General features: G+C 67.4%; 31 protein-coding genes and 2 tRNA genes. 2 read left to right on the top strand and 31 right to left on the bottom strand.

Translation table 11 applies throughout. The features are described from left to right. Positions 1-100 precede the first annotated feature (100 nt). The 19 genes from QME70_12565 to QME70_12475 form a co-directional block, all read right to left on the bottom strand. A tRNA-Thr gene (locus tag QME70_12565) sits at positions 101-175 on the bottom strand. A gap of 11 nt (positions 176-186) precedes the next feature. After that, positions 187-262, bottom strand: a tRNA-Gly gene (locus QME70_12560). 144 nt (positions 263-406) lie between these two features. Beyond that, entirely contained in the window at positions 407-1,297 is an 891-nt protein-coding gene (gene speE, locus QME70_12555) for a polyamine aminopropyltransferase (protein MDI6895399.1), read from the bottom strand. Between the two features lie 121 nt (positions 1,298-1,418). Continuing rightward, positions 1,419-2,723, bottom strand: a complete 1,305-nt coding sequence (locus tag QME70_12550; GenBank protein MDI6895398.1) for an adenylosuccinate synthase — start codon at positions 2,721-2,723, stop codon at positions 1,419-1,421. After that, positions 2,724-4,130 carry an NAD(P)/FAD-dependent oxidoreductase gene (locus QME70_12545; protein ID MDI6895397.1) on the bottom strand — a complete coding sequence of 469 codons (1,407 nt, stop codon included), beginning with the start codon at positions 4,128-4,130 and terminating at the stop codon, positions 2,724-2,726. It lies immediately after the preceding gene. Between the two features lie 85 nt (positions 4,131-4,215). Next, positions 4,216-5,535: a replicative DNA helicase gene (gene dnaB / locus QME70_12540; protein MDI6895396.1), complete on the bottom strand. Its 1,320-nt coding sequence runs from the start codon at positions 5,533-5,535 to the stop codon at positions 4,216-4,218. 11 nt (positions 5,536-5,546) lie between these two features. Further along, the gene (rplI, locus tag QME70_12535; protein MDI6895395.1) at positions 5,547-5,993 is read right to left on the bottom strand and encodes a 50S ribosomal protein L9; all 447 of its coding nucleotides are present in this window, start codon (positions 5,991-5,993) and stop codon (positions 5,547-5,549) included. A 3-nt stretch (positions 5,994-5,996) separates the two neighbouring features. Continuing rightward, the gene (locus tag QME70_12530; GenBank protein MDI6895394.1) at positions 5,997-6,956 is read right to left on the bottom strand and encodes a DUF2232 domain-containing protein; all 960 of its coding nucleotides are present in this window, start codon (positions 6,954-6,956) and stop codon (positions 5,997-5,999) included. A gap of 88 nt (positions 6,957-7,044) precedes the next feature. Next, positions 7,045-7,278 (bottom strand): 30S ribosomal protein S18, encoded by a 234-nt coding sequence (gene rpsR / locus QME70_12525; GenBank protein ID MDI6895393.1) that lies wholly within the window; start codon positions 7,276-7,278, stop codon positions 7,045-7,047. Then, a complete protein-coding gene (ssb, locus tag QME70_12520; protein ID MDI6895392.1) occupies positions 7,253-7,699 on the bottom strand; it encodes a single-stranded DNA-binding protein in 447 nt (148 codons plus the stop codon). The genes rpsR and ssb overlap by 26 nt, the downstream gene beginning before the upstream one ends. 19 nt (positions 7,700-7,718) lie before the next feature. Next, complete coding sequence (gene rpsF, locus QME70_12515) at positions 7,719-8,012, bottom strand: 30S ribosomal protein S6 (GenBank protein ID MDI6895391.1); 294 nt, start codon at positions 8,010-8,012, stop codon at positions 7,719-7,721. A gap of 300 nt (positions 8,013-8,312) precedes the next feature. Further along, entirely contained in the window at positions 8,313-9,389 is a 1,077-nt protein-coding gene (gene ychF, locus QME70_12510; protein ID MDI6895390.1) for a redox-regulated ATPase YchF, read from the bottom strand. A gap of 11 nt (positions 9,390-9,400) precedes the next feature. Further along, positions 9,401-9,610 (bottom strand): DUF951 domain-containing protein, encoded by a 210-nt coding sequence (locus QME70_12505; GenBank protein MDI6895389.1) that lies wholly within the window; start codon positions 9,608-9,610, stop codon positions 9,401-9,403. Further along, on the bottom strand, positions 9,588-10,445 hold the full coding sequence (locus QME70_12500) for a mechanosensitive ion channel family protein (GenBank protein ID MDI6895388.1): 858 nt from the start codon (positions 10,443-10,445) through the stop codon (positions 9,588-9,590). The genes QME70_12505 and QME70_12500 overlap by 23 nt, the downstream gene beginning before the upstream one ends. Positions 10,446-10,528: 83 nt before the next feature. Continuing rightward, positions 10,529-11,251, bottom strand: coding sequence for a CvpA family protein (locus QME70_12495; protein MDI6895387.1), 723 nt, complete (start codon positions 11,249-11,251; stop codon positions 10,529-10,531). A 98-nt stretch (positions 11,252-11,349) separates the two neighbouring features. Next, positions 11,350-11,922, bottom strand: a complete 573-nt coding sequence (locus QME70_12490; GenBank protein MDI6895386.1) for a manganese catalase family protein — start codon at positions 11,920-11,922, stop codon at positions 11,350-11,352. A gap of 22 nt (positions 11,923-11,944) precedes the next feature. Then, positions 11,945-12,196, bottom strand: a complete 252-nt coding sequence (locus tag QME70_12485) for a spore coat protein CotJB (GenBank protein MDI6895385.1) — start codon at positions 12,194-12,196, stop codon at positions 11,945-11,947. A 17-nt stretch (positions 12,197-12,213) separates the two neighbouring features. Then, the gene (locus QME70_12480) at positions 12,214-12,414 is read right to left on the bottom strand and encodes a spore coat associated protein CotJA (GenBank protein MDI6895384.1); all 201 of its coding nucleotides are present in this window, start codon (positions 12,412-12,414) and stop codon (positions 12,214-12,216) included. 121 nt (positions 12,415-12,535) lie between these two features. Next, positions 12,536-12,853 carry a hypothetical protein gene (locus tag QME70_12475; GenBank protein MDI6895383.1) on the bottom strand — a complete coding sequence of 106 codons (318 nt, stop codon included), beginning with the start codon at positions 12,851-12,853 and terminating at the stop codon, positions 12,536-12,538. A gap of 166 nt (positions 12,854-13,019) precedes the next feature. On the opposite strand from QME70_12475, the gene yyaC reads away from it, so the two are divergent. Then, complete coding sequence (gene yyaC, locus QME70_12470; protein MDI6895382.1) at positions 13,020-13,646, top strand: spore protease YyaC; 627 nt, start codon at positions 13,020-13,022, stop codon at positions 13,644-13,646. A 211-nt stretch (positions 13,647-13,857) separates the two neighbouring features. On the opposite strand, the gene QME70_12465 is transcribed toward yyaC, so the two are convergent. From QME70_12465 to rpmH, 12 genes are all read right to left on the bottom strand, one after another. Then, a complete protein-coding gene (locus tag QME70_12465; protein MDI6895381.1) occupies positions 13,858-14,508 on the bottom strand; it encodes a phosphoribosyltransferase family protein in 651 nt (216 codons plus the stop codon). 1 nt (position 14,509) lies between these two features. After that, the gene (locus tag QME70_12460; GenBank protein MDI6895380.1) at positions 14,510-14,896 is read right to left on the bottom strand and encodes a polymer-forming cytoskeletal protein; all 387 of its coding nucleotides are present in this window, start codon (positions 14,894-14,896) and stop codon (positions 14,510-14,512) included. Next, on the bottom strand, positions 14,896-16,089 hold the full coding sequence (locus QME70_12455) for a M23 family metallopeptidase (protein MDI6895379.1): 1,194 nt from the start codon (positions 16,087-16,089) through the stop codon (positions 14,896-14,898). Before QME70_12455 ends, QME70_12460 begins: the two co-directional genes overlap by 1 nt. Before the next feature lie 208 nt (positions 16,090-16,297). Beyond that, entirely contained in the window at positions 16,298-17,149 is an 852-nt protein-coding gene (locus QME70_12450) for a ParB/RepB/Spo0J family partition protein (GenBank protein ID MDI6895378.1), read from the bottom strand. After that, on the bottom strand, positions 17,133-17,900 hold the full coding sequence (locus QME70_12445; protein MDI6895377.1) for a ParA family protein: 768 nt from the start codon (positions 17,898-17,900) through the stop codon (positions 17,133-17,135). Before QME70_12445 ends, QME70_12450 begins: the two co-directional genes overlap by 17 nt. Next, complete coding sequence (locus QME70_12440; protein ID MDI6895376.1) at positions 17,875-18,753, bottom strand: ParB/RepB/Spo0J family partition protein; 879 nt, start codon at positions 18,751-18,753, stop codon at positions 17,875-17,877. Before QME70_12440 ends, QME70_12445 begins: the two co-directional genes overlap by 26 nt. Before the next feature lie 37 nt (positions 18,754-18,790). Then, a complete protein-coding gene (locus tag QME70_12435; protein MDI6895375.1) occupies positions 18,791-19,471 on the bottom strand; it encodes a 16S rRNA (guanine(527)-N(7))-methyltransferase RsmG in 681 nt (226 codons plus the stop codon). Between the two features lie 52 nt (positions 19,472-19,523). After that, complete coding sequence (jag, locus tag QME70_12430) at positions 19,524-20,111, bottom strand: RNA-binding cell elongation regulator Jag/EloR (protein ID MDI6895374.1); 588 nt, start codon at positions 20,109-20,111, stop codon at positions 19,524-19,526. Further along, positions 20,035-20,778, bottom strand: coding sequence for a YidC/Oxa1 family membrane protein insertase (locus tag QME70_12425; protein MDI6895373.1), 744 nt, complete (start codon positions 20,776-20,778; stop codon positions 20,035-20,037). Before QME70_12425 ends, jag begins: the two co-directional genes overlap by 77 nt. A 23-nt stretch (positions 20,779-20,801) precedes the next feature. After that, positions 20,802-21,017, bottom strand: coding sequence for a membrane protein insertion efficiency factor YidD (gene yidD, locus QME70_12420; protein ID MDI6895372.1), 216 nt, complete (start codon positions 21,015-21,017; stop codon positions 20,802-20,804). 43 nt (positions 21,018-21,060) lie between these two features. After that, positions 21,061-21,399: a ribonuclease P protein component gene (gene rnpA, locus QME70_12415; protein ID MDI6895371.1), complete on the bottom strand. Its 339-nt coding sequence runs from the start codon at positions 21,397-21,399 to the stop codon at positions 21,061-21,063. A gap of 12 nt (positions 21,400-21,411) precedes the next feature. Then, complete coding sequence (rpmH, locus tag QME70_12410) at positions 21,412-21,549, bottom strand: 50S ribosomal protein L34 (protein MDI6895370.1); 138 nt, start codon at positions 21,547-21,549, stop codon at positions 21,412-21,414. 429 nt (positions 21,550-21,978) lie between these two features. Here rpmH and dnaA point away from each other — a divergent pair, with 429 nt between their 5' ends. Then, positions 21,979-23,391 (top strand): chromosomal replication initiator protein DnaA, encoded by a 1,413-nt coding sequence (gene dnaA / locus QME70_12405; protein ID MDI6895369.1) that lies wholly within the window; start codon positions 21,979-21,981, stop codon positions 23,389-23,391. Positions 23,392-23,564 lie beyond the last annotated feature (173 nt).

Here is a 23,564-nt window from a genome sequence, read left to right as displayed (position 1 = left end):
CAACCCCCGTTTTCATCGGCGGTGGCGACGGCAGGCCGTCATGAGTGACTCTCTTAAAGAGACGCCAAGGGCACGGAAGCCCTTGGGACTCTTGAAAAAGTGGAGCCGGTGGAGGGAATCGAACCCACAACCTACGCATTACGAATGCGCCGCTCTGCCCTTGAGCTACACCGGCTCATAAAAAACTGGAGCGAGAGACGGGATTCGAACCCGCGACCCTCGGCTTGGGAAGCCGATGTTCTACCAGCTGAACTACTCCCGCTCGCCCCTATGCGATTGGCTCCACCATATTATACCCGGTCGATGGAGCCAGCGCAAGTACCGGGCAGGCCGGCGCGGCGAATCGCCGAGGCACCCAAGGCGAGTTGCCGTGTCACCTGTCAGGCAAGGCGAGCGCCGGCGCCCCTCAACGGTCCCCGGCGTGCGGGACGGGACGCGCGTCATCGAGGGCGGGGGCATGCTGCCGGGGTGCCAGCTCCCGCACGAAGGGCGGCAGCACGAAGGCGGCGCGGTGCACCTCCGGCGTCCAGTAGCGGGTGGGTCCGGCCGGCCGGCGACCCTGGCGCGGGCAGGCGGGATCGTAGCGCCTGGACCCGGTGGTGAATGCCCACATGCCACCGGGGTAGGTCACGTTGGCGTAAATGTACAGCTTGACAATGGGAAAGACGCGGGCGGCGGCCTCCTGCACGGACCGTATGAATTCGGGCATCAGGAACGGGCACTCGCTCTGGGCGGAAAACATGCCGTCCCGGGCGAGCGCCCGGGCCACCCCCCGGTAGAACTCTTCCTGGAAGAGCGCGACGGCCGGGCCGACCGGATCGGGGGAATCCACCAGGATCACGTCATATCGTCCCTCAAGATCGTCCCGCCACAGGTAACGGGAGGCGTCTTCGATGACTATGCGTACGCGGGGATCGTCCAGGGCCGACGCGACCTGGGGGAAGAACTCGCGGGCCGCCTCGATGACTTCCCGGTCGATGTCCACCAGACGGACCTCCTCCACGCCCGGGTGACGCAGGATCTCGCGTACGGCGCCCCCGTCGCCTCCCCCCACCACCAGCACCCGCCGGGGGTCCGGGTGGGCGCACATGGGGACGTGCACGATCATCTCATGGTAGACGAACTCGTCCTTCTCGGCGAGCTGCACGATGCCGTCCAGGATGAGGGCGCGTCCGAATTCCACGGTTTCGACGACGGCCAGGTCCTGGAACGAGGTCTGGCGGCGCCGCAACACCTGCTGCACCCGGTAGGTCATGCCCCAGTTTGGTGTGGGCTTCTCGGTGAACCAGAGCTCCACTGCTTATGCCTGCTCCTTCCCTGACAACGGCCTCGCCGCAGGCCGGATTGAAGACAACCCTCACCGGTGGCCGAGCGCCCACCCTCGTGGGGGAATGGCTGTACCCTGACCGCCACGCCCTTTAGTGGCCGGGATGCCGCGGCGCGAACACCGGGGCGAGATTGATGGTCTGGCCGCGCTCCCTCCCGATCGAAATGAGCACTACGGGGAGGCCCGTCGCCTGCTGCACGAACTCCACATAGCGGCGGGCGTGGGGGTGCAGATCGGCGAGCGACTGCGGCGTTGCCGGCGGCTCGGGCCACCCGGGCAGCTCCTCGTACACGGGCTCGCACCCCTGCAGGACGGAGAGGCTGGCAGGAAAGTCTTCGATCTCCCTGCCCCGGTAACGGTAGGCCACGGCCGCCTTCACGCGCGGCCGGCCCGCCAGCACGTCCAGCCGGGTGAGGGCGATGCCGTCCAGTCCGCTCAGCACGGCCGCATAGCGCACCATGACCGCGTCCAGCCAGCCCACCCGCCGCGGTCGCCCGGTGGTGGTGCCGTACTCGTGGCCGCGCTCGCGCACCAGGTCGCCCTCCTCGCCGTGCAACTCGGTGGGGAAGGGACCGTCACCCACCCGCGAGGTGTAGGCCTTCACCACTCCGATGACGCGGTCGATGCGCGTGGGGCCCACTCCCGCCCCAATGCAGGCCCCTCCCGCCACGGGGTGGCTGGAGGTGACGTAGGGGTAGGTGCCGTGGTCCAGATCGAGCAGGGTACCCTGGGCACCCTCGAACAGCACCTTCCGGCCCGCCACGATGGCCCGGTTGATCAGGGGAGAGGTCTCCACCACGTAGGGCCGCAGCTCCTCCCCCCAGGCCAGGTAGGGCTCGAGGACCTCCTCGAGCTTAAGAGGTTCGGCTCCGTAGACATGCTGCAGGAAGCGGTTCTTGTCGGTCAGGCTGTGCTCCAGCCGGGTCCGGAATTCGTCGGGTTCCAGCAGGTCACCGACCCGCAGGCCCACCCGGGCCGCTTTGTCCATGTAAGCCGGCCCTACTCCCCGCAAGGTGGTCCCGATCTTGCGCTCGCCCAGGGCCTGCTCCTGGAGGGCGTCCAGGATGCGGTGGTAGGGCATCACCAGGTGGGCGCGCGCGCTCACCCGCAGTCCGCTCACGTCCCGACCCCGGCTCTGCAGGTGCTCGATCTCGCCCACCAGCATCTCGGGGTCCACCACCACCCCGTTACCCACCACGCATAGCTTCCCGGGGTAGAGTATCCCCGAGGGCACCAGGTGCAGTCGGAACTCCTCGCCGTCCACCACCACGGTGTGCCCGGCGTTGGGCCCGCCCTGGTACCTGACCACCACGTCCGCTTCCCGGGCCAGGTAGTCGGTGACCTTGCCCTTCCCTTCGTCGCCCCATTGCGTACCCACCACGACGACTGCCGGCATTCATACGGGGGTTTCCCCCTCGCCCCCTTCCCCTTCCAGGTGGCGGGCCACTGCCCGCGCTACGTGCACGCCCGACGCCGAGGCCTGGGCGAGCCCGCGGGTGATCCCGGCGCCGTCCCCCGCCACGAACAACCCCTGCACGCGGGTTTGCAGGGCGCGGTCCACCTCCACCCGGGAGGAGTAGAACTTCACCTCCACGCCGTAAAGCAGGGTGTGCCGCGAGTGGACGCCGGGCGCCACCTTGTCCAGCACCTCGAGCATCTCAAGGATATCGATCAGGTGCCGGTATGGCAAGACCAGACTGAGATCGCCGGGCGTGGCCTCGGGCAGGGTGGGCCGCACCATCCCCTTCCCCAGCCGGCTCTCCGTCGAACGCCGGCCGGAAAGAAGGTCTCCCAGCCGCTGCACCAGCACGGTTCCTCCCAGGAGGTTGGCCAGCGACGCGACGTACCGCCCGTAGGTGATGGGCTCCTTGAACGGCTCCGTGAAGCTCTTGGAGACGAGCAGGGCGAAGTTGGTGTACTCGGTCCGCCGGGACCCGAAGCTGTGGCCGTTCACGGAGATGAGCCCGGCGTTGTTCTCCATGACCACTTCGCCGTATGGGCAAACGCAGAAGGTGCGCACCTGGTCATCGAACGACTCCGTGTAGTACACCAGCTTGGATTCGTACACTCCCTCGGTGAGCGGCTCCATGATCACCGCGGGAACCTCGACGCGCACGCCGATGTCCACGGGGTTGGCGGCCAGCTTCAGCCCCAGCTCGGCCGCCTGGGCCGCCATCCAGGCGGCCCCCTCCCGGCCGGGCGCCAGGATGACCGCGCGGGCCCTGACGTCCTCCCCATCCGCCAGCCTGACCCCGGTGACCCGGCCGTCCCGCGCCACCACCCCGGCCGCCAGGGCGCGGGTGCGGATCTCCACCCGCCCATCCAGGTGGTGGCGCATGCGGGCCAGGATCTGAGGGCAGTTGTCGGTGCCCAGGTGCCTGATCTTGGCGGGGATGAAGCTCAACCCCGCGGTGGCCGCCTGGCGGGTGATGCGGCGCACCGTCTCCGCATCGGTGCCGTAAGCCACCGAGGTGGCGCCGAAGCGCAGGTAGATCTCGTCCACGTACTCGATCAGTTCCTCGGTCTGCTGCCGGCCGATGTAGCGGTCGAGGTGGCCGCCGAAATCCGCGGTGAGGGTGAGCTTGCCGTCGCTGAAGGCGCCCGCGCCACCCCATCCCGACACCACGGAGCAGGGGTCACAGCGGTTACACGTCACCCGGCGCTGCTGCATCGGGCACACGCGCCGCTCCAGTTCCGGCCCCTTGTCCAGCATGAGCACATGCAGATCGGGGGCTCTTTCCGCCAGCTCGAGGGCGGCGAAGATCCCCGCCGGCCCGGCTCCCACGATGATCACGTCGTACAACACTGCACCCCCCTGCCACCCCGCGGCTCCTGCCCCCCGGCCACAAGCCTGCGGCCGGGTCAGCCGCCGGACGCCACCACCCACCCTACAGGACGTGCCTGGTTTCCAGCCCCATGAACAGCCCGGTACTGCGATCGAAGTACATCCGGACAGAACCGGTGGGGCCGTGCCGCTGCTTGGCGATGATCACCTCGATCTGGTTCTCCCTCTCCATCTCGGCGTTGGTGTAAAGGAACATCACCACGTCGGCGTCCTGTTCCAGGGCCCCCGATTCCCGCAGGTCGGAAAGTACCGGTCGCCGATCCTGGCGCTGCTCCACCGCCCTGCTCAGCTGCGACAGCGCCACCACGGGGATGCGCAGCTCGCGGGCCAGGGCCTTCAGGCTGCGGGAGATCTCCGAGATCTCCTGCTGCCGGTTTTCGATCCTCCCTGAAGTGCGCAGAAGCTGCAGGTAGTCCACGATCACCATCCCCGCGCCCACCTCGGTGCAGAGACGGCGCGTTTTGGTGCGAAGTTCCAGGATGGAAATGGAGGAGGTGTCGTCAATAAAGACGGGCGCCTGCCCCAGGCGGGCCAGACCCCGGGAGAGAGCCTGCCACTCCTGCTCCTCCAGCTCTCCCCGCCTGACCTTCTGCTGTTCCACACCGGCCTCGGCGGAAAGGAGCCTCATGGCCACCTGTTCCCGGGACATTTCCAGGCTGAAGATGGCAACTGGGAGCTTGTTGCGGACGGCCACCTGGCGGGCCACATTGAGAGCGAAGGTCGTCTTGCCCACCGACGGCCGGGCGGCGATGATGAGGAGGTCGGAGGGCTGGAGCCCCGCCGTGAAGCGGTCGATGTCGGAGTACCCGGAGGGGATGCCCGTCCCCTGCCCGGTCTCCACCATTTGCATGAGCCGGTCCAGGGTGGACATGAGGACGTCCTTAAGTCTGATGAACCCCTGGGAGCTGCGGCGGAGGGAAAGCTCGGTGATGCGGCGTTCCGCGTCGTCAAGGAGGTGCCCCAGATCCTGCTGCCCTTCGTAGCAGTGCGTCACCACCTCGGTGCAAACGCGAATCAGCTGCCGCAGCACCGACTTCTCCTCAACTATGCGGGCGTAGTATTCCACATTGGCCGTGGTCGGTACCAGGTTCGCCAGGGTGGTGACGTAGGAGGTCCCGCCCACGTCGTCCAGGGAACCCTGGCGGCGCAGCTCCTCGCACAGGGTCACCAGGTCTACCGCCTCCCCCCGCTCATAGAGCGAGAGGATGGCACCATATACCGTGCGGTGGGCTTCCCGGTAAAAGTCCTCGGGCCGCAGGACTTCGGCGGCCTTCACGATGGCCTCCTTTTCCAGCAGCATGGCGCCCAAGACGGACTGCTCCGCCTCCACGCTCTGGGGAGGCAGCTTCTCGATGCTGGCCATGGCGGGCCCTCCTACTCCGGGATCACGCGGACCTGGACGGTGGCATCAATGCCGGGGTGCAGGTGCACCCTGACGGGAAAGGTGCCCACGGCCTTGATGGGTTCGTCCAGCAGGACCCGGCGCCGGTCCACGTCAAAGCCGAACTGGGCGGCGATGGCTTCTGCCACGTCGCGGCCGGTCACCGAACCGAACAGCTTGCCCCCCTCTCCGGCCCGTGCCCTTATCGTCACCAGCCTTCCCTCCAGGCGATGGGCCCGGTGGCGCGCCTGCTCCTGTTCCCTGTCGGACTTCTTCTGTTTCTCCTGGGCCAGATGCTGGACAGCTCGCAAGGCCCCCGGGGAGGCTTCCTGCGCCAGCCGGCGGGGCACCAGGTAGTTCCGGGCGTATCCCTCGGACACCTCCACCACGTCGCCCCGCTTGCCCAGGCCGGCCACGTCTGCCTTCAGGATCACCCTCACGGTCTATCCCCTCCCGGGGGCCGGGTTGGCCAAGCGCCGGTAGTCAAAGATAAGATCGAAAACCCCCAGCCACATGATCAGCGACCATGCCACCCCGGGTAGCAGGAACAGAAAAGTGATCAGCACCAGGGCGGCACTCCCCCCCAACCACCGTCTGAGAAAACCCAACGCCACCGCAGCACCTTCCACCGCCATCACCAGTGACAGCAACATGCTCAGGTTGGCTCCCACCCGGTAGACCCACTCCAGGCGGTAGTACGGCCCCGCCACCATGGCCACCCAGCCCAGCAGAAACGGGATCACCAGCCAGCGGGGCACCCTCCACTCCAGGAACGGCGCCGGGTCGGGAACCCGATACCCCAGCCGGCGCAAGATGCCCCGCGCCACCGCCCAGTTGATGGCCGCTGCGGCCAGGAACGCCGCCGCGAAGGTCGCCGGCCAAAGGAGCGCCAGGGCCTGGCGCATCATGGCCACCGTGTTGCGGGCCTGCTCCTGCATCCCCGGGACTCCGAGCCGGCCCCACAGCTGTCCGGCGCTCTCGTATGCCTGCAGCATCTCCTCCACGACGGACGCGGGTGATATGTGCATGAAGAGAAACCCCAATCCCAGGGACAGTGCAGTGGCACCGGCCACGGACAGGGAAGCCCACAGCACCGTGGTGAATGGTGCTGCCCGCCGGGAAAAACCCATCCCCAGGGCCAGCCCCATGCTCCCGAAGGCAAATCCCATGACCAGCCCCTGGACCGCCCCCAAGAACGCGGCCAGCAGCAGGCCCGACACCAGGGCGGCCAGAACGGCGGTGCGGGGACCCTGGCGCAGGTACGCCACCACGATGGGCACCGGTCCCGTCAGTGCCGCCGCCAGCCCCAACACAGGGAGGTAGTAGGCGGCCAGCCCCAGCACCACGCAGAGGGCAGCCATCAGCGCCCCTTCGGCCAGGCCACGCAAGTTTCCTTGGGTCAACGGCCATCCTCCTGAGGAGAGGCCCGGGCGCCGCCCCCGCCACCCCCCGGGGTGTTCTCACGCGGCACGGGCCCGGGCCTCCTCGCGACTACTCCACCGTGAACGGTAGCAGCGCCACGTTCCGGGCCCGCTTGATGGCCAGCGTCAGCTGACGCTGGTGGCGGGCGCAGTTCCCCGATATGCGCTTGGGAATGATCTTGCCCCGCTCCGAGAGGTAACGGCGCAACCGGGACACGTCCTTATAGTCAACCCTTTCTATCTTGTCCACGCAGAACGCGCACACCTTGCGCTTGCGCTTACGACCTTTGTCCCTCTTGGCCAAACGATGATCCCTCCGCTGTTTCGAGTGCCGGCTCCGGGCTTGTGTGCGGTTCCGGGCTCCCCGGCGGCTCGGAGCCGACCGCGGGTTCTGCCAGCACGTCCCGCGGCCGGTCCAGGAACCTCACCGCATCAGCGACCACTTCCGCCACCTTGCGCTTCTGCCCGTCCTGCGTTTCATAGGTGCGCACCTGAAGCCGCCCCTCCACCGCCACCAGCCGTCCCTTGCTCAGGTGATTGGACACGGTCTCCGCCTGCTTGCGCCAGACCACGATGTCGATGAAGTCGGTCTCGCGGTCGCCCTGCTGGTTGGTGAAAGGGCGATCCACCGCCAGCGTAAAGCTGGCCACCGGCACCCCGCTGGGCAGGATGCGCAGTTCCGGGTCTCGCGTCAGCCGTCCGATGAGGATGACGCGGTTGAGCATGCTTCCAGCCCCCCTCTGGTCATGGCTCGTCGCGCCGCACGATCAGGCTCCGGATGACCTCGTCGGAGATTCTCAGGACGCGGTCCAGCTCTTTGGCTACATCGGGGGTGCCCTCGAACTCCATCATCGAGTAGAAGCCATCCTGATAACCCTTGATCTCGTACGCCAGCTTCCTCTTCCCCCACCTGTCCACCTTCTCCACACTCCCGCCCTGGCCGGTGATCACGCCGGCGATCCTGTCGATGGCCGCCGCCGTGGCCTCTTCGTCCAGGTCGGGCCGGAGGATGAACATCACTTCGTAGGGGTACGCCACACGCCATCACCTCCTCCCCTCGGCCTGTGGCCCCGCCTCGGAGGCGGGGCAGGGAGCGCGGGCCCAACGAAAAAGGCCCGCGGGCCACCGTGGGCCTGGTTCTGCCTGGTACCCCGGCGGCCGCCAGCGGAGCCGCGCCCAGTTGCCCGGGAGCCGCCCAGCCCCCGGGAGCCGCCTCAGGGACACTGGCAACTACGGACAAATGCTCCGCCGTCCGGCTGATTATACCATCGCCCCGCCCCGCCTGACAAGCTGACTGCCCACGCCCCCACGGACAGGTTCGTCATCGCTGGCCCGCCTTCAGCGCTGGAACCGGAACAGGAGCACGTCTCCGTCCTGCACCCGGTAGTCTCGACCTTCGGTGCGTACCAGGCCGCGCTCACGGGCGGCCTGGTAGGAACCCGCCGCCAGCAAGTCGGGGGCCGCAATCACCTCCGCCCGAATGAATCCCCTGGCCATGTCGGTGTGAACGCGAGCGGCGGCTTCCACCACGGTGGCCCCTCGCGGGACCGCCCGGGCCCGGCACTCGTTCTCGTTCGCCGTGAAGAAGGTGATGAGGCCGAGCAGGTCATACCCGGCCCGCACCAGCCCCTGGGGTGCGTCTCCCGGCCAGCCCAGATCCTGCAACATGGCGGCCCGCTCGCCGGCATCCATCTCCCCCAGTTCCGCCTCCAGGCGGGCGGAAAAGGGGTACGCGGGCGCCTGCTGACGGGCGGCGTACCTTGCCAGATCCGCGGGGATGTCGTCTCCCTCTCCCACGTTGGCAACGTACAGCACCGGCTTGGCCGAGAGCAGGTTCAAACGCCGTGCCAGAGCACGCGCACCCTCGTGCTCAATCAGGCGAGCCGGAGTCCCTTTCCCGAGGGATTCCCCGAGAAGGAGAGCCCAGCCGACCTCCTCCTTCCACCGGGGCTCCCCCGTCTTGACCAGCGCAGCCAGCTTGGTCTCGTGCCGGCCCAGGGTTTCCAGGTCCGCCAGCATGAGTTCCGTATCGACCAGCTCGGCGTCGCGCCCCGGGGAGACCTGTGCGGTGGCATGCACCACGTTGGGGTCGCCGAAGCAGCGCACCACGTGGAACAGGGCATCCACTTCCCTGATCTGAGCGAGGAAGCGGTTGCCCAGCCCCTGTCCCTGGCTGGCACCTTCCACCAGACCGGCCACGTCCACCACTTCCACCACCGCCGGCGTCACCCGGGCTGAGCCCATCACCCCGGCGATACGGCCCAGGCGCTCATCCTCGACCGGTACCTGGCCTCGCTGGGGGCTAACGGTGGTGAAGGGGTAGTTCCCCACTTCCGCGGGCACGCCGGTGAGAGCACGGAAGAGCGTGCTCTTGCCCGCGTTCGGGAATCCCACCAGACCGCAGGAGTAAGCCACTGCCTTCCACCCTAGGGTGCGGCGCTGCGGGACCCGGAGGGGGGTCCCAGCACCTCTTTGACCGAGTGCTCGAACCGCCGCCTGGGGAGCAACACGTAGCGCCCGCATCCCAGGCAGCGCAGCCCGAAATCCATGCCGGTGCGTACAATCTCCCAGCGATCGCTGCCGCAAGGGTGGGTCTTGCGCAGGCGCACCACGTCACCCACGTGATACCTGGTCACCGTCGGCCCTCCTCTCCGAGCGGTCGTACACCACCAGGCGCGGGTAGGGGATCTCTATTCCGGCGGCATCCAGGGCCTCCTTGAGGCGCAGCCTGAGCTCCCGCTCCACCCCCCACTGTTCCAGCGGCTGGGTACGTGCCCACACCAGGAGGTCTATCCCTGAGTCTCCCAGCTCCTTCACGCCCAGCACGGTGGGCCCCTCCAGGATGGCCGGGAGTTCGCGGGCGGCCTGGTCGCAGGCCTGCTGCATCACGTCGATGGCCTGGCGCAGGTCGGCCTCGTAAGCGATGCTCACCTCAACCAGCGCCCTGCTTCCCGCCCGGCTCACGTTGGTGGTGATCTCGATCCTGCCGTTGGGGATGACGTGGATCTCCCCGGACCAGTCCCGCAGCCTGGTGACCCGCAGCCCCACCTCCTCGACCACGCCCGCAACGCCGGCGGCTTTGATGTAGTCCCCCACGTCATACTGCCTCTCGTAGATAATGAAGAACCCGGTGATGACGTCGCGCACCAGGTTCTGAGCACCGAACCCTATCGCCAGGCCGGCGATGGCCACGCCCCCCAGCAGCGACCTGGTGTCGACCCCCAGGATGTCGAGAGCCATCATGCCGGCGAAGATGGTGACCGTGTAGCGTACGGCGCTGCGTAAGAGCGAGGCCAGGGTACGCGAACGGCTTTCCTCCAGTTGCCATACCCTGGTCCCCGGCCGGGGACGAAACAACCTGTTGACCAGGAAGTCCGCCCCCTTGACCATCGCTACGGTCAACACCAGCAGCAGGAGGAGCCGCCAGGCCAGGCGTCCTGCCACCCCCAGCACGGCCATGTCAAGCTGCAAGGCATTGCCCGTCCACCCGCCGTGGCCCACGGTCGGGTCCGGGCCTCACCTCCTTCCCGTCAGGGCATTTGCCCGGGGGCCAATCAAAGGCGTGCCAGCAACCAGGGGTAGAAGCGGCCGAACCACTCGGCCAGGATGTAGGCCAGGCCGCCCGGCTTGAGCAAAGCCAGGCCGGGAGACACCACGGTGACCAGCGGGAGGGCAAGTGCAGCGACGGCCGACATCACCAGGGTGCTGCGCGCCGCGCCCACCAGCAGCCCGCCCAGGCGGTTGGGCCAGCTCAGGCCATGCGCACCCAGCCACCCCGACACCTTCTTTCCCACCCACCTCAGGAAGCCCTGCGACACCGCCAGGATGAGCAGGAAAACCACCAGCGAGAAGAGCAGTTCGGTCAGGGCCCTGGTCACCAGCTCCCCCAGGGTGGCCGCCCCGGACGTACTGGCGAACAGGGCCTCCGCCCGTTGCTGCAGCGCCGCCTTCAGCGCGGGCGGCAGGTCGTCGCCCCAGGTAATGGGTACCCTGCCTCCGACGGGCATGGCGGTCACGCTCTGAGGCAGGGGCAGGTGGGCCGATATCCGGGTGGCCACGGCCTTAACCCATCCCAGGTGCTCCAGCCAGGCCACGACGGGCCCCGTCCCCCAGGCAGCAACCCCCAGCCCCACCACCAGTGCGGCCAGGTTGGCGACCACCCGCACGAAGCCGTGCATCACGCCGGTCACCGCGCCCCAGGCGATCACCAGCAGGCAGAGATAATCAGGCCACCCCAGCAGCATGGCAATCACCAACCCTTCACGCCCCGCGTGCACGGCCTGACCATCGGGAACATCATAGCACATAAGGGGCCGGGCGAGCACTGCCCGGCCAGGGAACACCGCCGCACGCCCCCTGCAGAGGCGCCGCCGCCTCAGAACACGCGGCGGCGGTTGAGGTACTCGTGCACCAGGTTAAGGGTCTCGCCGAACCGCTGGAAGTGGACGACCTCGCGCTCGCGCAACCAGCGCAACACGTCGGTGACGTCGGGGTCGTCGGAGAGGTCAATGAGATGCTCGTAGGTGGCACGCGCCTTCTCCTCCGCGGCCATGTTCTCGTGCAGGTCGGCCACCGGGTCACCCTTGGAGGCGATATAGGCGGCCGTCCAGGGAGTTCCGGCGGCGCTGACGAAATAGAGGGCCCGATCGTGGTCCGCGTAATACGTGTCCATCCCGGCGGCAACGAGCTCTTCCAGTGAGGCGTCTCTGATCAGATGGTAGACCAGCGCTGCCACGATCTCCATGTGTGCCAGTTCCTCGGTGCCGATGTCGGTGAGGGTGCCGATGGCCTGAGGGACGGGCATGGTGTAACGCTGGGTGAGGTAGCGCAGGGACGCCCCCAGTTCGCCGTCGGGCCCCCCGTACTGGGTTATGATCTCCCTGGCCATGCGGGGGTCAGCTCGGGTCACCCGCACGGGATACAGAAGGGTCTTCTCGTATACCCACATGGTGGGTTCCCCCCTTTCGGGCTCACATCTGCCACGGCCACGGTTCCTCGATCCACCGCCAGGCGCCCGGGCTCATCGAAAACCCGTAACCGAGAAGGGGCCCGTACCTGCTTTCGTAGACCTCCCTGAGACCGGCCATCTCCTGGGCAGTTGCGTTGAAGTCCGCCAGTGCCCTCTGGTCGTCAGGGTGGGTGTCAAGGTAGAGCTGCAGGTCGATGGCGGTGAACTCGAGGGCCACCAGCCGGTGAAGCAGTTGTCGCCGCTCCGTGTCCACGCCCGCTCGCCTCCCTGCTACCTCCGCCTGCGCACCCGGCGGGGTGCCGGCGTGTAGGGACGTATCAACTCGGGGAATATGGTGCCTGCCTTCCAACCCTCGGCCGGATCCAGACGCCGCGTGTAGATCTGGACGGGAACATAGGCGCGGGCCAGTTCCCCGCCCTGAAAGCTCTTCTCCTCGGCGATCCCGGCCTCGCCCGGTCGTACATCCGCCAAGGATATCAACCTCCTGCCCCTCGTCCCCAAAAGGGACGAGGAGATGGATCACCTGCCTGCTGCGCGCGCTCCCACTGCAGGCTATTCATCGTTAACACGTTATGTGCACACGGGTTTCTGGCTAAGAGGCCCGCCGATCGAAGAGAAAGGTGAGAGCGACGTAAACGGCGACCGCAGGCAAAACGGGACTCGCCCTCACGCCCCACCGCCCCTCCAGGAACAGGATCAGCACGCCAGACGCCCCGCCGGCCACAGCGTACACGCCCAGCTCGGTCAGAATGTCCTGGAAGAACACTATGGGCCGGCGTGCGGCCACGTAGCGGGCGGTGATGCCCAGGACTCCCACCATGAGGAAGCTCGCAGCGGCCTGCACCACCGGAGAGATGTCGGCAAGGTACGGTGCGCCCAGGTGCCAGCACCCCAGTGATGCAGCCACCACAGGCACAACCACCCAGACGGGAACTGCGCGGGCCTGCCGCCCTTCCATGGCTTCCACCGGCTCCGTTCTTCGCCGGTGGGGCCCCCCCCTCCTCCCCGGCGGGGGCACGGGCCGGGCGCATAGGGAAGTGCACCCGCATATATACTTCTCACTGCGGGGAGTGAGATTGGCTTTCCCCCTCGATCTGCAGGATAAGGACGCCTTCCGCGTGAGCGTGCACCAGCCCGGAGCAGAACACGCCCTGGCGGCTCGCCTTGCCGCCCTTTGCCAGCACATCTCCGGGACCAGGCCCGCCATCCTGTGCATCGGCACGGACCGGTCCACGGGGGACGCCCTGGGGCCCCTGGTCGGCACCCTCCTGCAGGAGTACCAGGTGGGTGTGGAAGTGTGGGGCACCCTCCAGCACCCCGTGCATGCCGCCAACCTGACTCGCGTGGCCGAGAACCTGCGCGAGCTGGGACTGAGGCCGGTAGTCGCCGTGGATGCCTGCCTGGGAACGACCGAACAGGTGGGCAGCATCGTGCTGGGCAGGGGCTGCATCCGGCCGGGAGCTGGCGTGAACAAGGTTCTCCCGGAAGTCGGCGATATACATATGACCGGCACGGTGAACGTGGCCGGTCACATGGAATACGTGGTGCTGCAAAACACACGACTGTGGCTGGTATTCAAAATGGCCCTGGTTATCGCCGGCGCCCTTACCCTGATCTTTCCTCGGGCGGGCCACCACGCAACCTCACCGCCCGCCGCACTTCTTCAAGGATCTGCTCCGGTGCCTTGCCCGCAGCCGCGATAACCGGACTGGCAGTCTTGATGTCCTGCATACCCGTGAGGTCTATGTCGCCGGCCGTGGTCACCACCGCTCCCACACCCTCGGGGACGGGGGTGCGCAGCGGCACCACCCGAAAGCCCTCCCTCCGCAGTAGATCCGCCACGGGCGTCAGGGCCGTCTCCACGGCCACGGCAGGGGCGTCTTCCCCGCGCAGCGTCACAGGTTCACCTCCACCCTATTCTGGTTCGGGTGGCCGGAGCCTATGCGTTCGGAGGAGTTCACCCACTTCCTCGTCGCTCACCTGGGGGAAGTACCGGTAGAACTGGCCGACCGCGTAAAAGGGGGAAGGCGTGGATAGGCACACCACCCGGTCCACCTCGGCCCGGAGGCGGGGAACAGCCTCCGGTGGGGCAACGGGCACGGCAACGGTGAGGGAGGCCGGCCTCCGCGAGCGCAGAGCGCGCACGGCCACCAGCACCGTGTGTCCGGTAGCCACCCCGTCATCGACCACGACGACATCCATCGCCTCGGGATCGAGAGGGGGCAACTCCCGGCGGTACATCCCGAGGCGGCGTCGCACCTCTTCTGCCTGCCGCCGGGACTCGAGGGCTATGTACGCAGGACTCGCCCCCACCAGATCCGCCAGCTCCCCATCGACGACCACCTCGCCATCCGGACCCACGGCCCCGATAGCCAGTTCAGGGTTGCGGGGAGCACCGATCTTCCGCGGAACCACCACGTCCAGGGGAGCACCCAAGGCTTGCGCTACCCGGGCGGCCACCACCACCCCGCCCCGGGCCACACCGAGAACCAGCGGCCGCGCCAGGTGGAGGGCTGCCACACGCTCCCCCAAGAGAGTTCCGGCCTCTTCCCGATCGGCAAACATGTCAACTGCCCTCGCCAGCGGACCCCTTGTCCTCCTGACGGCGACGGAAGCTGCTGGAGCCCTCCAGAACGCCTCCTTCCTCGACCACCAGCTGCGAAACCTTCACGTTGCCCACCAGGACCCCGGTAGCGCCGATTTCCAGCTTCCCCGCCGCCTCCACGTCACCGTCCACGTGCCCGGCCAGCACCACGTGGCGAGCCTTGATCTTCGCCACCACGCGGGCGTCCTGGCCTATGAAGACGTCGCCGTCTCCTATTATCTCCCCCTCGAGGCGACCATCCACACGCAGGGTTCCCTGGGAAGTCAACGTCCCCTGAATGAAGGTGGACTTACCAATCACAGTGTCAACGCTGTCCGGGTTAGGACGTTCTGCCTTCCTGGCCAGCATCAGCCGCCTCCTCCCAACCGTTGCAGGTAAGGCCAGGGATCGACGACCCGTCCGTTGAAGTGCAGCTCGAAGTGCAGGTGGTCACCCGTGGCCCGGCCGGTATCCCCCACCGCAGCGACGACGTCGCCGGCCTTCACGTGCTGACCCGCTCTTACCATCAGGCTGGAGTGGTGACCGTACACCGTCTGGATGCCGTTTCCGTGATCCACAGTCACCGTTCGCCCGAGACCGGGCTTGTATCCGGCGAAGACCACCACGCCGTCAGCCACCACCCGTACCGGCGTCCCCCGCGGCGCTGCCAGATCCACTCCCTCATGAAACTCCAGCCGCCGGCCGAAGGGGGAGCGGCGGTATCCGAACCCTGAAGTGAGCCGGCCCATCACCGGCATGCATTGCGGAAGAGACAGCAGCACGTCCTGCCGCCGGGCCAGGACCTGCTCCAGCGAGGCCAGTCGATCCACGGCGGCGTCAGCGCTGGAGGTCGCCCGGGCAAGGTCACCCCCCAACTCATCCCCCAGCCACGGGCCTGACCCATGCCCATCCGTCAGCGGTCCTTCCGCTTCCGTACCGGACGGAGAGAGGGCAGCGGCCACCGAGGCACCGGCGCCCGCGCCGGCAGCAACCGGCCCCCCCATCCGGCTCATAGCCCGGCTGGACAACGGAACCGCCCGGCGAAGACTTTCCGGGGACGGGGGGGAGGCGGGTGGTAGGCCATACCCGCCCCCCTCGGCCCCGTCGAGCACCGCTTCCTCCTGTGGTAGTGCAGCAGGCTTTGCTCCCGAACTGGCGGCGGAGGCGCCGCTCTCGCGTGAACGCTTCCCGCCCAAAGCCCCCAGCAGTTGGGCCTTGACGTGAGCGGGGAGGAAACTGTCCTCCTCGATCAGGGCCCGCACTCGCCCTTCGAGATCGGCAACCCGGGCCTCCCGCTCCTGCATGGCCATTGCCCGCCCGGAGAGGGATTGCAGCAGGGACCGCTGGGTCGACGTCTCATGCCGCAGCCTGGCCAACTCCTGCATGTTGCCCTGCATGATGGAATAGGATTGAAGAAGCCCGACGATCATCGCGCAGAGCAGAATGACAGCGGCAAGGAGCCTGCGGAAAAAGCGCACGGGCAACCTTATCTGATATGTACGTTCCCCGAAGTGGGGCACGAGCATGATGGTCACCAGGCGTGACCTCGGGGTCTTGCTCACCCTTTCCACCCCACTCCCCTGGTGGTAGCTACCCACTTCGCCGGCCGGGTCCCCTTTTCCTCCCCGCTACCCCTTCCTGCCGTCGGGACCGGGCGAGCCCGGTGGGCCTCCCAGGAGGCCATCTCGTTCCTTCCGCAACCGCACGGAGCAGACCCCGACCACGCCGGTGGCACAGGACGGCCGCGCACCATGTTTCACGTGAAACACCCTATCTCCCCATGGCCCGCGGTCTCCCCACCAGCATCTCCAGCAACCGCTCGAGGTCCTGCCGGCTGAAGTACTGGATCTCTATGCGGCCCCTTGCCTCGTCCCCCCGAATGAACACCTTGGTGCCCAGGGTCTGGCGCAGCCGATCCTCCCACGTTCCCCAGGAGCCCGTACCCCTGGGTGCGCGCCGGCGCGCGCCCTGCCCCACCTCCCGCCGGACCATCTCTTCTGCCTGCCGGACAGATGCCCCGCGCCGCACCAGGCTTTCCGCCGTTGCAACCTGCAGCCCCTGCTCGCTGATCGCCAGAAGTGCCCGCGCATGTCCCGCGCTCAGCCTCCCCGCCTCCACCATCTCCTGTACAGCCGGCGCCAGGCCTAGCAGCCGCAGCGCGTTCGCCACATACGAGCGGCTCTTTCCCACCCGCGCCGCCAGCTGCTCCTGGGTGTATCCAAACCGCTCCATCAGCTGGCGGAAGCCACCCGCCTCCTCCATCGGATTCAGGTCCTGACGCTGCAGGTTCTCCACCAGCGCCAGTTCCAGCCGCTCTGCCTCGCCCACGTCCCTCACGATCGCGGGGATGCTGCTCAGTCCGGCCATTACCGCCGCCCGCCACCTGCGCTCCCCGGCCACCAGCTCATACCCGCCCGACACCGGTCGCACCAGCACCGGCTGCAACACGCCGTGGGCGCGTACAGACTGGGCCAGCTCCGCCAGCCCCTCCTCAGCCACCTTCTGCCGGGGCTGACCGGGGGCGGGCCGCACCTGCTCCACCGGTATGTCCTGCACCTGCCCCTCCTGGGGAAGAAGCGCGCCCAGCCCCTTGCCCAGGCCTCGCTTAGCACCCGCACTCACGGGACAATACCTCCTTGGCCAGTGCCATGTAGCTCTCCGCCGCCCGTGATCGCGGGTCGTACCAGTTGATCGGTTGCCCGTGGCTGGGGGCCTCGGACAACCTCACGCTCCGCGGTATCACCGTCTCATAGACTCTATCGCGGAAGTACTTCCTCACCTCAGCCGCCACCTGGGCGGACAGGTTCGTGCGGCTGTCGAACATGGTCAGGATAACGCCCTGCAGGTGCAACGGCGGATTGTAACTCCTTCGCACCAACTGAATGGTGCGCACCAGCTGGCCCAACCCCTCCAGGGCGTAGTACTCGCACTGGATGGGTACCACCACCCCCTCCGCCGCCACCAGCGCGTTCACGGTGAGCAACCCCAACGAAGGCGGACAATCGATGAACACAAACCCGTAGTCCTCCCCCACTTCCCCCAGGGCGTCGCGCAGCCGCTGCTCCCGCTCCGGCGCTCCCACCAGCTCCACTTCCGCCCCTGCCAGATCCACCGTGGCGGGTACCACATCGACCCCCCAGGGCGTCCGCACCTTCACCTGCCTCATGGTCCGTGCTCCCGCCAGCACCTGGTAGAGGGTTCCCGCCAATCCTCTCTTGTCCACGCCCAACCCGGTCGTGCAATGCCCCTGGGGGTCACAATCAACCGTGAGCACAGCATGCCCCAGCGCCGCCAGGCATGCCGCCAGGTTCACCACCGTGGTGGTCTTCCCCACCCCGCCTTTCTGGTTAGCAACCGCCCATACCCTGGCCACCGCTCCTCCTGGCCACCCCTGCACCCAGCCCGGGCCGCCCTATGTACACCGTAACCACCAGTTCCTGCCCCGTATCCCGCTCCTCGATGCGCGCGGGAACGCCCGCCTGCTGCAGGGCCTGCACCGCTGACCGAAACGTATTGAGGAATATCCTCAAGTCCCGAAGCGCCGCCAGCCGCCGCCTCCCTCTCTTTCCTTCTTCGGCACCGGCTCCCTTTCCTTCGCCCAGCAGCTCATCGACCAGGTGCTCCGTATCCTGCACCCTCAGCTCGCTCTCTGCCACCATACGGAACGCACGCACGATCTCCTCATCGTCTTCCAGCCGCAACAGCGCGCGCCCGTGTCTCTCCGTGATCACCCCCCGGTGCAGCGCGTCCCTAACCTCCTCCGGCAATCGCAACAACCGCAAGCGGTTCGCAACAGTGGCCTGGCTCAATCCCACGGTGCGTGCCAGTTCCTCCTGGGTGAGGTGGAACTCCTCCAGGATGCGCCGGTACGCCTCCGCCTCCTCCACTGGGCTCAGTCCCTCTCGCTGCAGGTTCTCCACCAGCCCCAGGACGGCGGCCTCGGCATCCGAACACTCCGTCACCACCGCCGGCACCCGGGACAGGCCCGCCTCCCGCGCCGCTCTCAGCCTTCTATGTCCCGCCACCACCTCATATCCGGCCGTCGTACGCCGCAAAACCACCGGCTGCAGCAAACCGTGCTCGCGGATGGACGAAGACAGGTCCTCGACGTCATCGCCGTCCCGGCGGGGCTGATAAGGACCTGAGGCCACCAGGTCCACGGGCACCTCCACCACCCGCCTCACCGTCCTGGTGCCCCCAGCAGCCCGTGCCCGTCCCAGTCTCAACCGTCCACCTCCCCCCTACCCAGTTCCTTCCTGATGCCTACTCCTCCTGCTCCCTCCCCACCACCACCAGCACCCTCCGCCCCATGCCCCACGGCAGGTCCAGCCTGACCACCCTTTTCACCACGCCGCCCGCCTTGCCCGTCTCTTCGCCTGCTGCCACGGCCTCCTCTTCCCCCCGCGGCCCCAGCATGGCTATGAACTCACCGCCCGCGGCCGCCAGGGGAAGACACAGCCTCGCCGCAACACCATATGGAGCCAGGGCTCGGGCCAGCACCCGCTGGAATCTCTCTCCCGCGAGGGCCAGCTGCTCCGCGCGCGCACGTACCACCCTCACATTCCCGAGTTCCAACTGCCACACCGCCCAGCGCAGAAAGCCCGCTCTCCTGCCCCGCGGCTCGACCAGCACCACCTGCGCACCCGGTCGACAGATGGCCACCACCAGACCGGGCAGCCCCACCCCGCTACCCACATCCACGACCGTAGCTCCCCTGGGGTAGTCCGTGGCCAGCAAACATGTGGCCCCATCCAGGAGGTGCTTTCCCACCAGAATGCGGGCGTCATCTGCCGGGCGAAAACCCGCCCGTCTCCCTGCCTCCTGCAGCAAAGCCCCGTAAAGCACAAGCCTCTCTGTCGCGGGCCCCGCCAGGTAGATACCCAGGGCCCGTGCCCCCTCCTTGATCAGAGCCGTCAGCGTGCCCCCCCAGCGCGATTCAGGCACACCTCTCCTCTGCCACCTCCTCCCGCCTGCAACCCGGGACCCCACCCGGGCGTCAATCCTTCTTCGCGATCACAATCTTGCGGAAGGGCTCTTCTCCCTCCGAACGGGTCACCACCTGCGGGTCGCCTTGCAGGGCGAGGTGCACCAGCTTGCGCTCTCGCGCCGTCATCGGCTCCAGTGTCGCCGGGCGCCCGGTCCGACGCACCCTCTCCGCCGCCCGCAGCGCCATCCCCCTCACCGCCTCTGCCCGCCGGCCCCGATACCCGGCCACATCCACCGTCAGGCGCTCCCTGCCCCCGCACTCTCTGGACACTGCCACGTTCACCAGATACTCGAGCGCATCGAGGGTGCGCCCCCGGTGACCGATGAGGGCTCCCACGTCATCCCCTTCCACCTCGAGCCAGAACTGCCCGTCTCTCTCTTCGGTCTTCACCTGCCCCTCCACACCCATGCTGCGCAGGATGTCCTGCACCAGCCCGGCAGCAAAGCGGTCCGCGCGCCGCCTGCGCGTCACCCGCACCAGCGCTTCCCTGCCGCCCAGTCCCAGGAAGCCCCGCCGACCCTCATCCAGCACTTCCACCTCGGCCTCGTCCGGACCCACGCCCAGTTCCTTGAGAGCCGCCTGCACGGCCTCGTCCACCGTGCGACCCCTCTTCTCGATTCTCCTCACCTGGCGCTCCCCCTCTACCCCGTCGGGCCTGCGGCGTCAGGTACTGCTGCAAAGCCCGCAGTGCCGTGCTCAGGGTCCAGTAAAGTCCCAGCCCCGCCCCGTACCTCGCGGTGAAATAAAACATCATGGCCGGACCCATCGCCAGACTCAGGAGCATCATCCCCGTCCCCCCGCCTGCCGATGGCGGCGTCGACACCCGGGCCTGCCAGTAAGTGGCAGCGGCCGCCAGGGTGGGCAACACGTAGTAGGGGTCCGGCCGCGCCAGGTGGGGAACCCAGAGGAACGAGGCCCCTCCCGCGTACTGCAAGTGACTGAGCGCTTGAAAGAGAGCGATGATCACGGGGAATTCGATCACCATGGAAAGGCAACCGGCGAACGGGTTCACTCCGTGTCGTCGCCACAGCTCCAGCTGGGCTTCGTTCAACTTCCGGGGCTCGTTGCGATACCGCCGGCGCAACTCTTCCATCTCGGGTCCCAGCGCCTGCATCCGCGCCGTGGATACGGCTCCGCTCCACGCCACCGGCAGCAGGATGAGGCGAACCGCCACCGTGAGCAGGATGATGGCCAGCCCGTAACTGCCAGTCCACGAGTAGAAGAGCGCTATGCCCTCGGTCAGCAGGTCAGCAAGCCACTTCAACCCCTTACCCCCTCTCCCGTCATTCAGGGCACGGGATCATATCCCCCGGGATGCCAGGGGTGACACCGGAACAGCCTCCTGCCCGCGAGCACGCCCCCCCTGATCAGTCCGTGACGCTTGACGGCCTGCTCCGCATACACGGAGCAACTGGGCTGGAACCGACAGGTGCCGGGCAGCACCGGAGAGACCAGCACCCGGTACAGCCATATCAGGCCCACCACGATCCACCGGGCCGCCATCTCCACCCGGGCGGCCAGGACCAGAACATGCTTTCGCCAAATCTCAGTTACCGGCATCCGCCTCCGCCTTCTTCAGTACCTCGCGCAGGGCTTCCCTCAACTCCAGAATACCCATTCCGGCCGATTCCTCCCGGGCTATCACCACATAGTCCCCTGCGCAGGCCTCGGCCCGTAGCTGGCGATACGCCTCCCGCAGCAACCGACGCACCCGGTTGCGCACCACCGCCGTGCCCACCCGGCGGGGGATCCGGAACCCGACCCTTGCCACCGCACGGCCGGCCAGGAAATAGACGACCAGCCCCGTCGCCGTGTACCGCCGCCCCCGGCGGCGCACTTCCCTGAATTCGCCGTTGCGGGTAAGCCTTTCCTGCCTGGGAAGCATCGTCGCCGGCCGCTAGCTGACGCCCACCCGCTTGCGACCCCTGGCCCTTCTCCTGGCGAGCACCCGCCTGCCCCCCGGGGTCCGCATGCGCCGCAGAAAGCCATGCACTCGGCGCCGATGCCGGCGCTTGGGTTGATACGTTCTCTTCACGGTAGTTCTTCCCGACCTCTCCAGGCCAAAATCAAAGCCATTATAAAGAACCACCCCCCGGGTGTCAACGAAAGCCAGCACGGGCCCGGAAAGCCAGCACGGGCGCGAGAGCCACCACGGCCCTGCCAGCTACCCGCCCGCAGACGACCGGGGACGAGCCCCGAGAAACCGGCCTCACCCCCTTGCCAGCCCGTCCCTCCTTTTGCTATGATAAGAGTTGCGGGAAGCCCGACTCGGCTCCCCGCGTAACTGTCTTATACACAGGCTGTGGATAACCCTGGGGACAAGCTGTTGATAGGCTATGCGCAGCCCTGCTCCTCTCCTGGGCCCCGGCCAGGTGCCGCAAACCTCATCCGCGCCCCATATGCAGTTCCTCATAGCCAATATGCACACCTCTGGGATACCAGACCATACCTTGGGGGGGATACCGTGACGCCCGAACTGGACCAACTCTGGGATCGTGCGCTCTCCCTCCTGGAGCGCGAGTTCGGCTCACCCACCATCGAGCGCTTCATCAAGCCCCTCGTCCCCCTGGCTATGGCCGACGATACCGTGGTGCTGGCGGCCCCCAACGAGTTCACCCGTGACTACATACGGCCCCGGTACCGGACCCCGATTTGCCGGGCGCTCTCGCAGGCCGCCTCCAGGCCCCTGCAACTGGAACTGATCGTGCCCGACACAGGCCACCAGGCCGCCGCCCCGGCTCCCGACCCCGCCCCCACCCCCGCCTCCCCCCGCCCGGCTCAGCCGGGAGAGGACGGGTCGTCCCGCCTGAACCCCAAGTACACTTTCGATACCTTCGTCGTGGGCAACTGCAACCGGTTTGCCCACGCCGCCTGCCAGGCCGTAGCCGAATCCCCCGGCCGCGTCTACAACCCCCTCTTCCTCTACGGCGGCGTAGGCCTGGGGAAGACCCACCTCATGCACGCCATCGGCCACCTCGTCACGGCCGGGTTCCCCCGCCTGCGCATCCTCTACATATCCGCCGAGGCATTCGGCAACCATCTCATCGATGCCATCCGCGACGCAACCACCGCCCAGTTCCGCAGCCGGTACCGGGCCGTAGACGTCCTGCTCATCGACGACATCCAGTTCATCGCCGGCAAGGAGCGCACCCAGGAAGAGTTCTTCCACACCTTCAACACCCTCTACGAAGCCTCCAAGCAGATCGTCGTCTCCAGCGACCGGCCCCCCCGTGACATCCCCACCCTGGAAGAACGGCTGCGTTCCCGGTTCGAGTGGGGCCTCACCTCAGACATTCAGCCCCCCGACCTGGAAACGCGCGTAGCCATCCTGCGCAAGAAAGCCCAGATCGAGGGCTTTTCCGTGCCGAACGACGTCATGCTCTATATCGCCACCCAGATCGAAAGTAACATCCGCCAGCTCGAGGGCGCCCTCATCCGCACAGTCGCCTTCGCCTCCCTCAACCGGCTGCCCATCACCATCTCCATGGCGGAAACGGTGCTGCGCGACCTTTCCCCCAACGAGCGCTCCCAAAAGATAACGCCCGCCACCATCCAGCAGGCAGTCTGCGACTACTACGGCATCCGACCCGCCGACCTCACAGCCAAGAAGCGCACCCAGGCGGTAGCCTTCCCCCGCCAGGTAGCCATGTACCTCTGCCGCGAACTGACCGACCTCTCCCTCCCGCGCATCGGCGAGGAGTTCGGCGGCCGCGACCATACCACCGTGCTGCACGCTTGCGACAAGATATCCCGGCAGATGCAGGAAGACCGGGACCTGGCCGCCAGCGTCGCCGCTCTCACCGAACGTCTGCGCGCCCAGGCGGTCTCCCAACGTCATCCCCAGGAGAACGGTGGACAACCTGGGGATAGCAGTTGATAAGTCCCCCTCCCGCTCCCCCCTGTCGACAAACCCCACCCTCGCCTCGACATCCTCACAGGTTTTCCCCAGCCGTAAACCCGCACGTATCAAGTTGTTCACCGAGTTATCCACAGTATACACAACCCCGACGACTACTACGGCTCATATCTAACCCTCGTTCCCGGACCCAC

The sequence above is a fragment of the Bacillota bacterium genome (assembly GCA_030019365.1).
Classification (GTDB): Bacteria; Bacillota; Sulfobacillia; order JACIYH01; family JACIYH01; genus JACIYH01.
The sequence above is the reverse complement of the archived record's forward strand: the minus strand, read 5'-3'. Positions and strand labels throughout refer to the sequence as shown.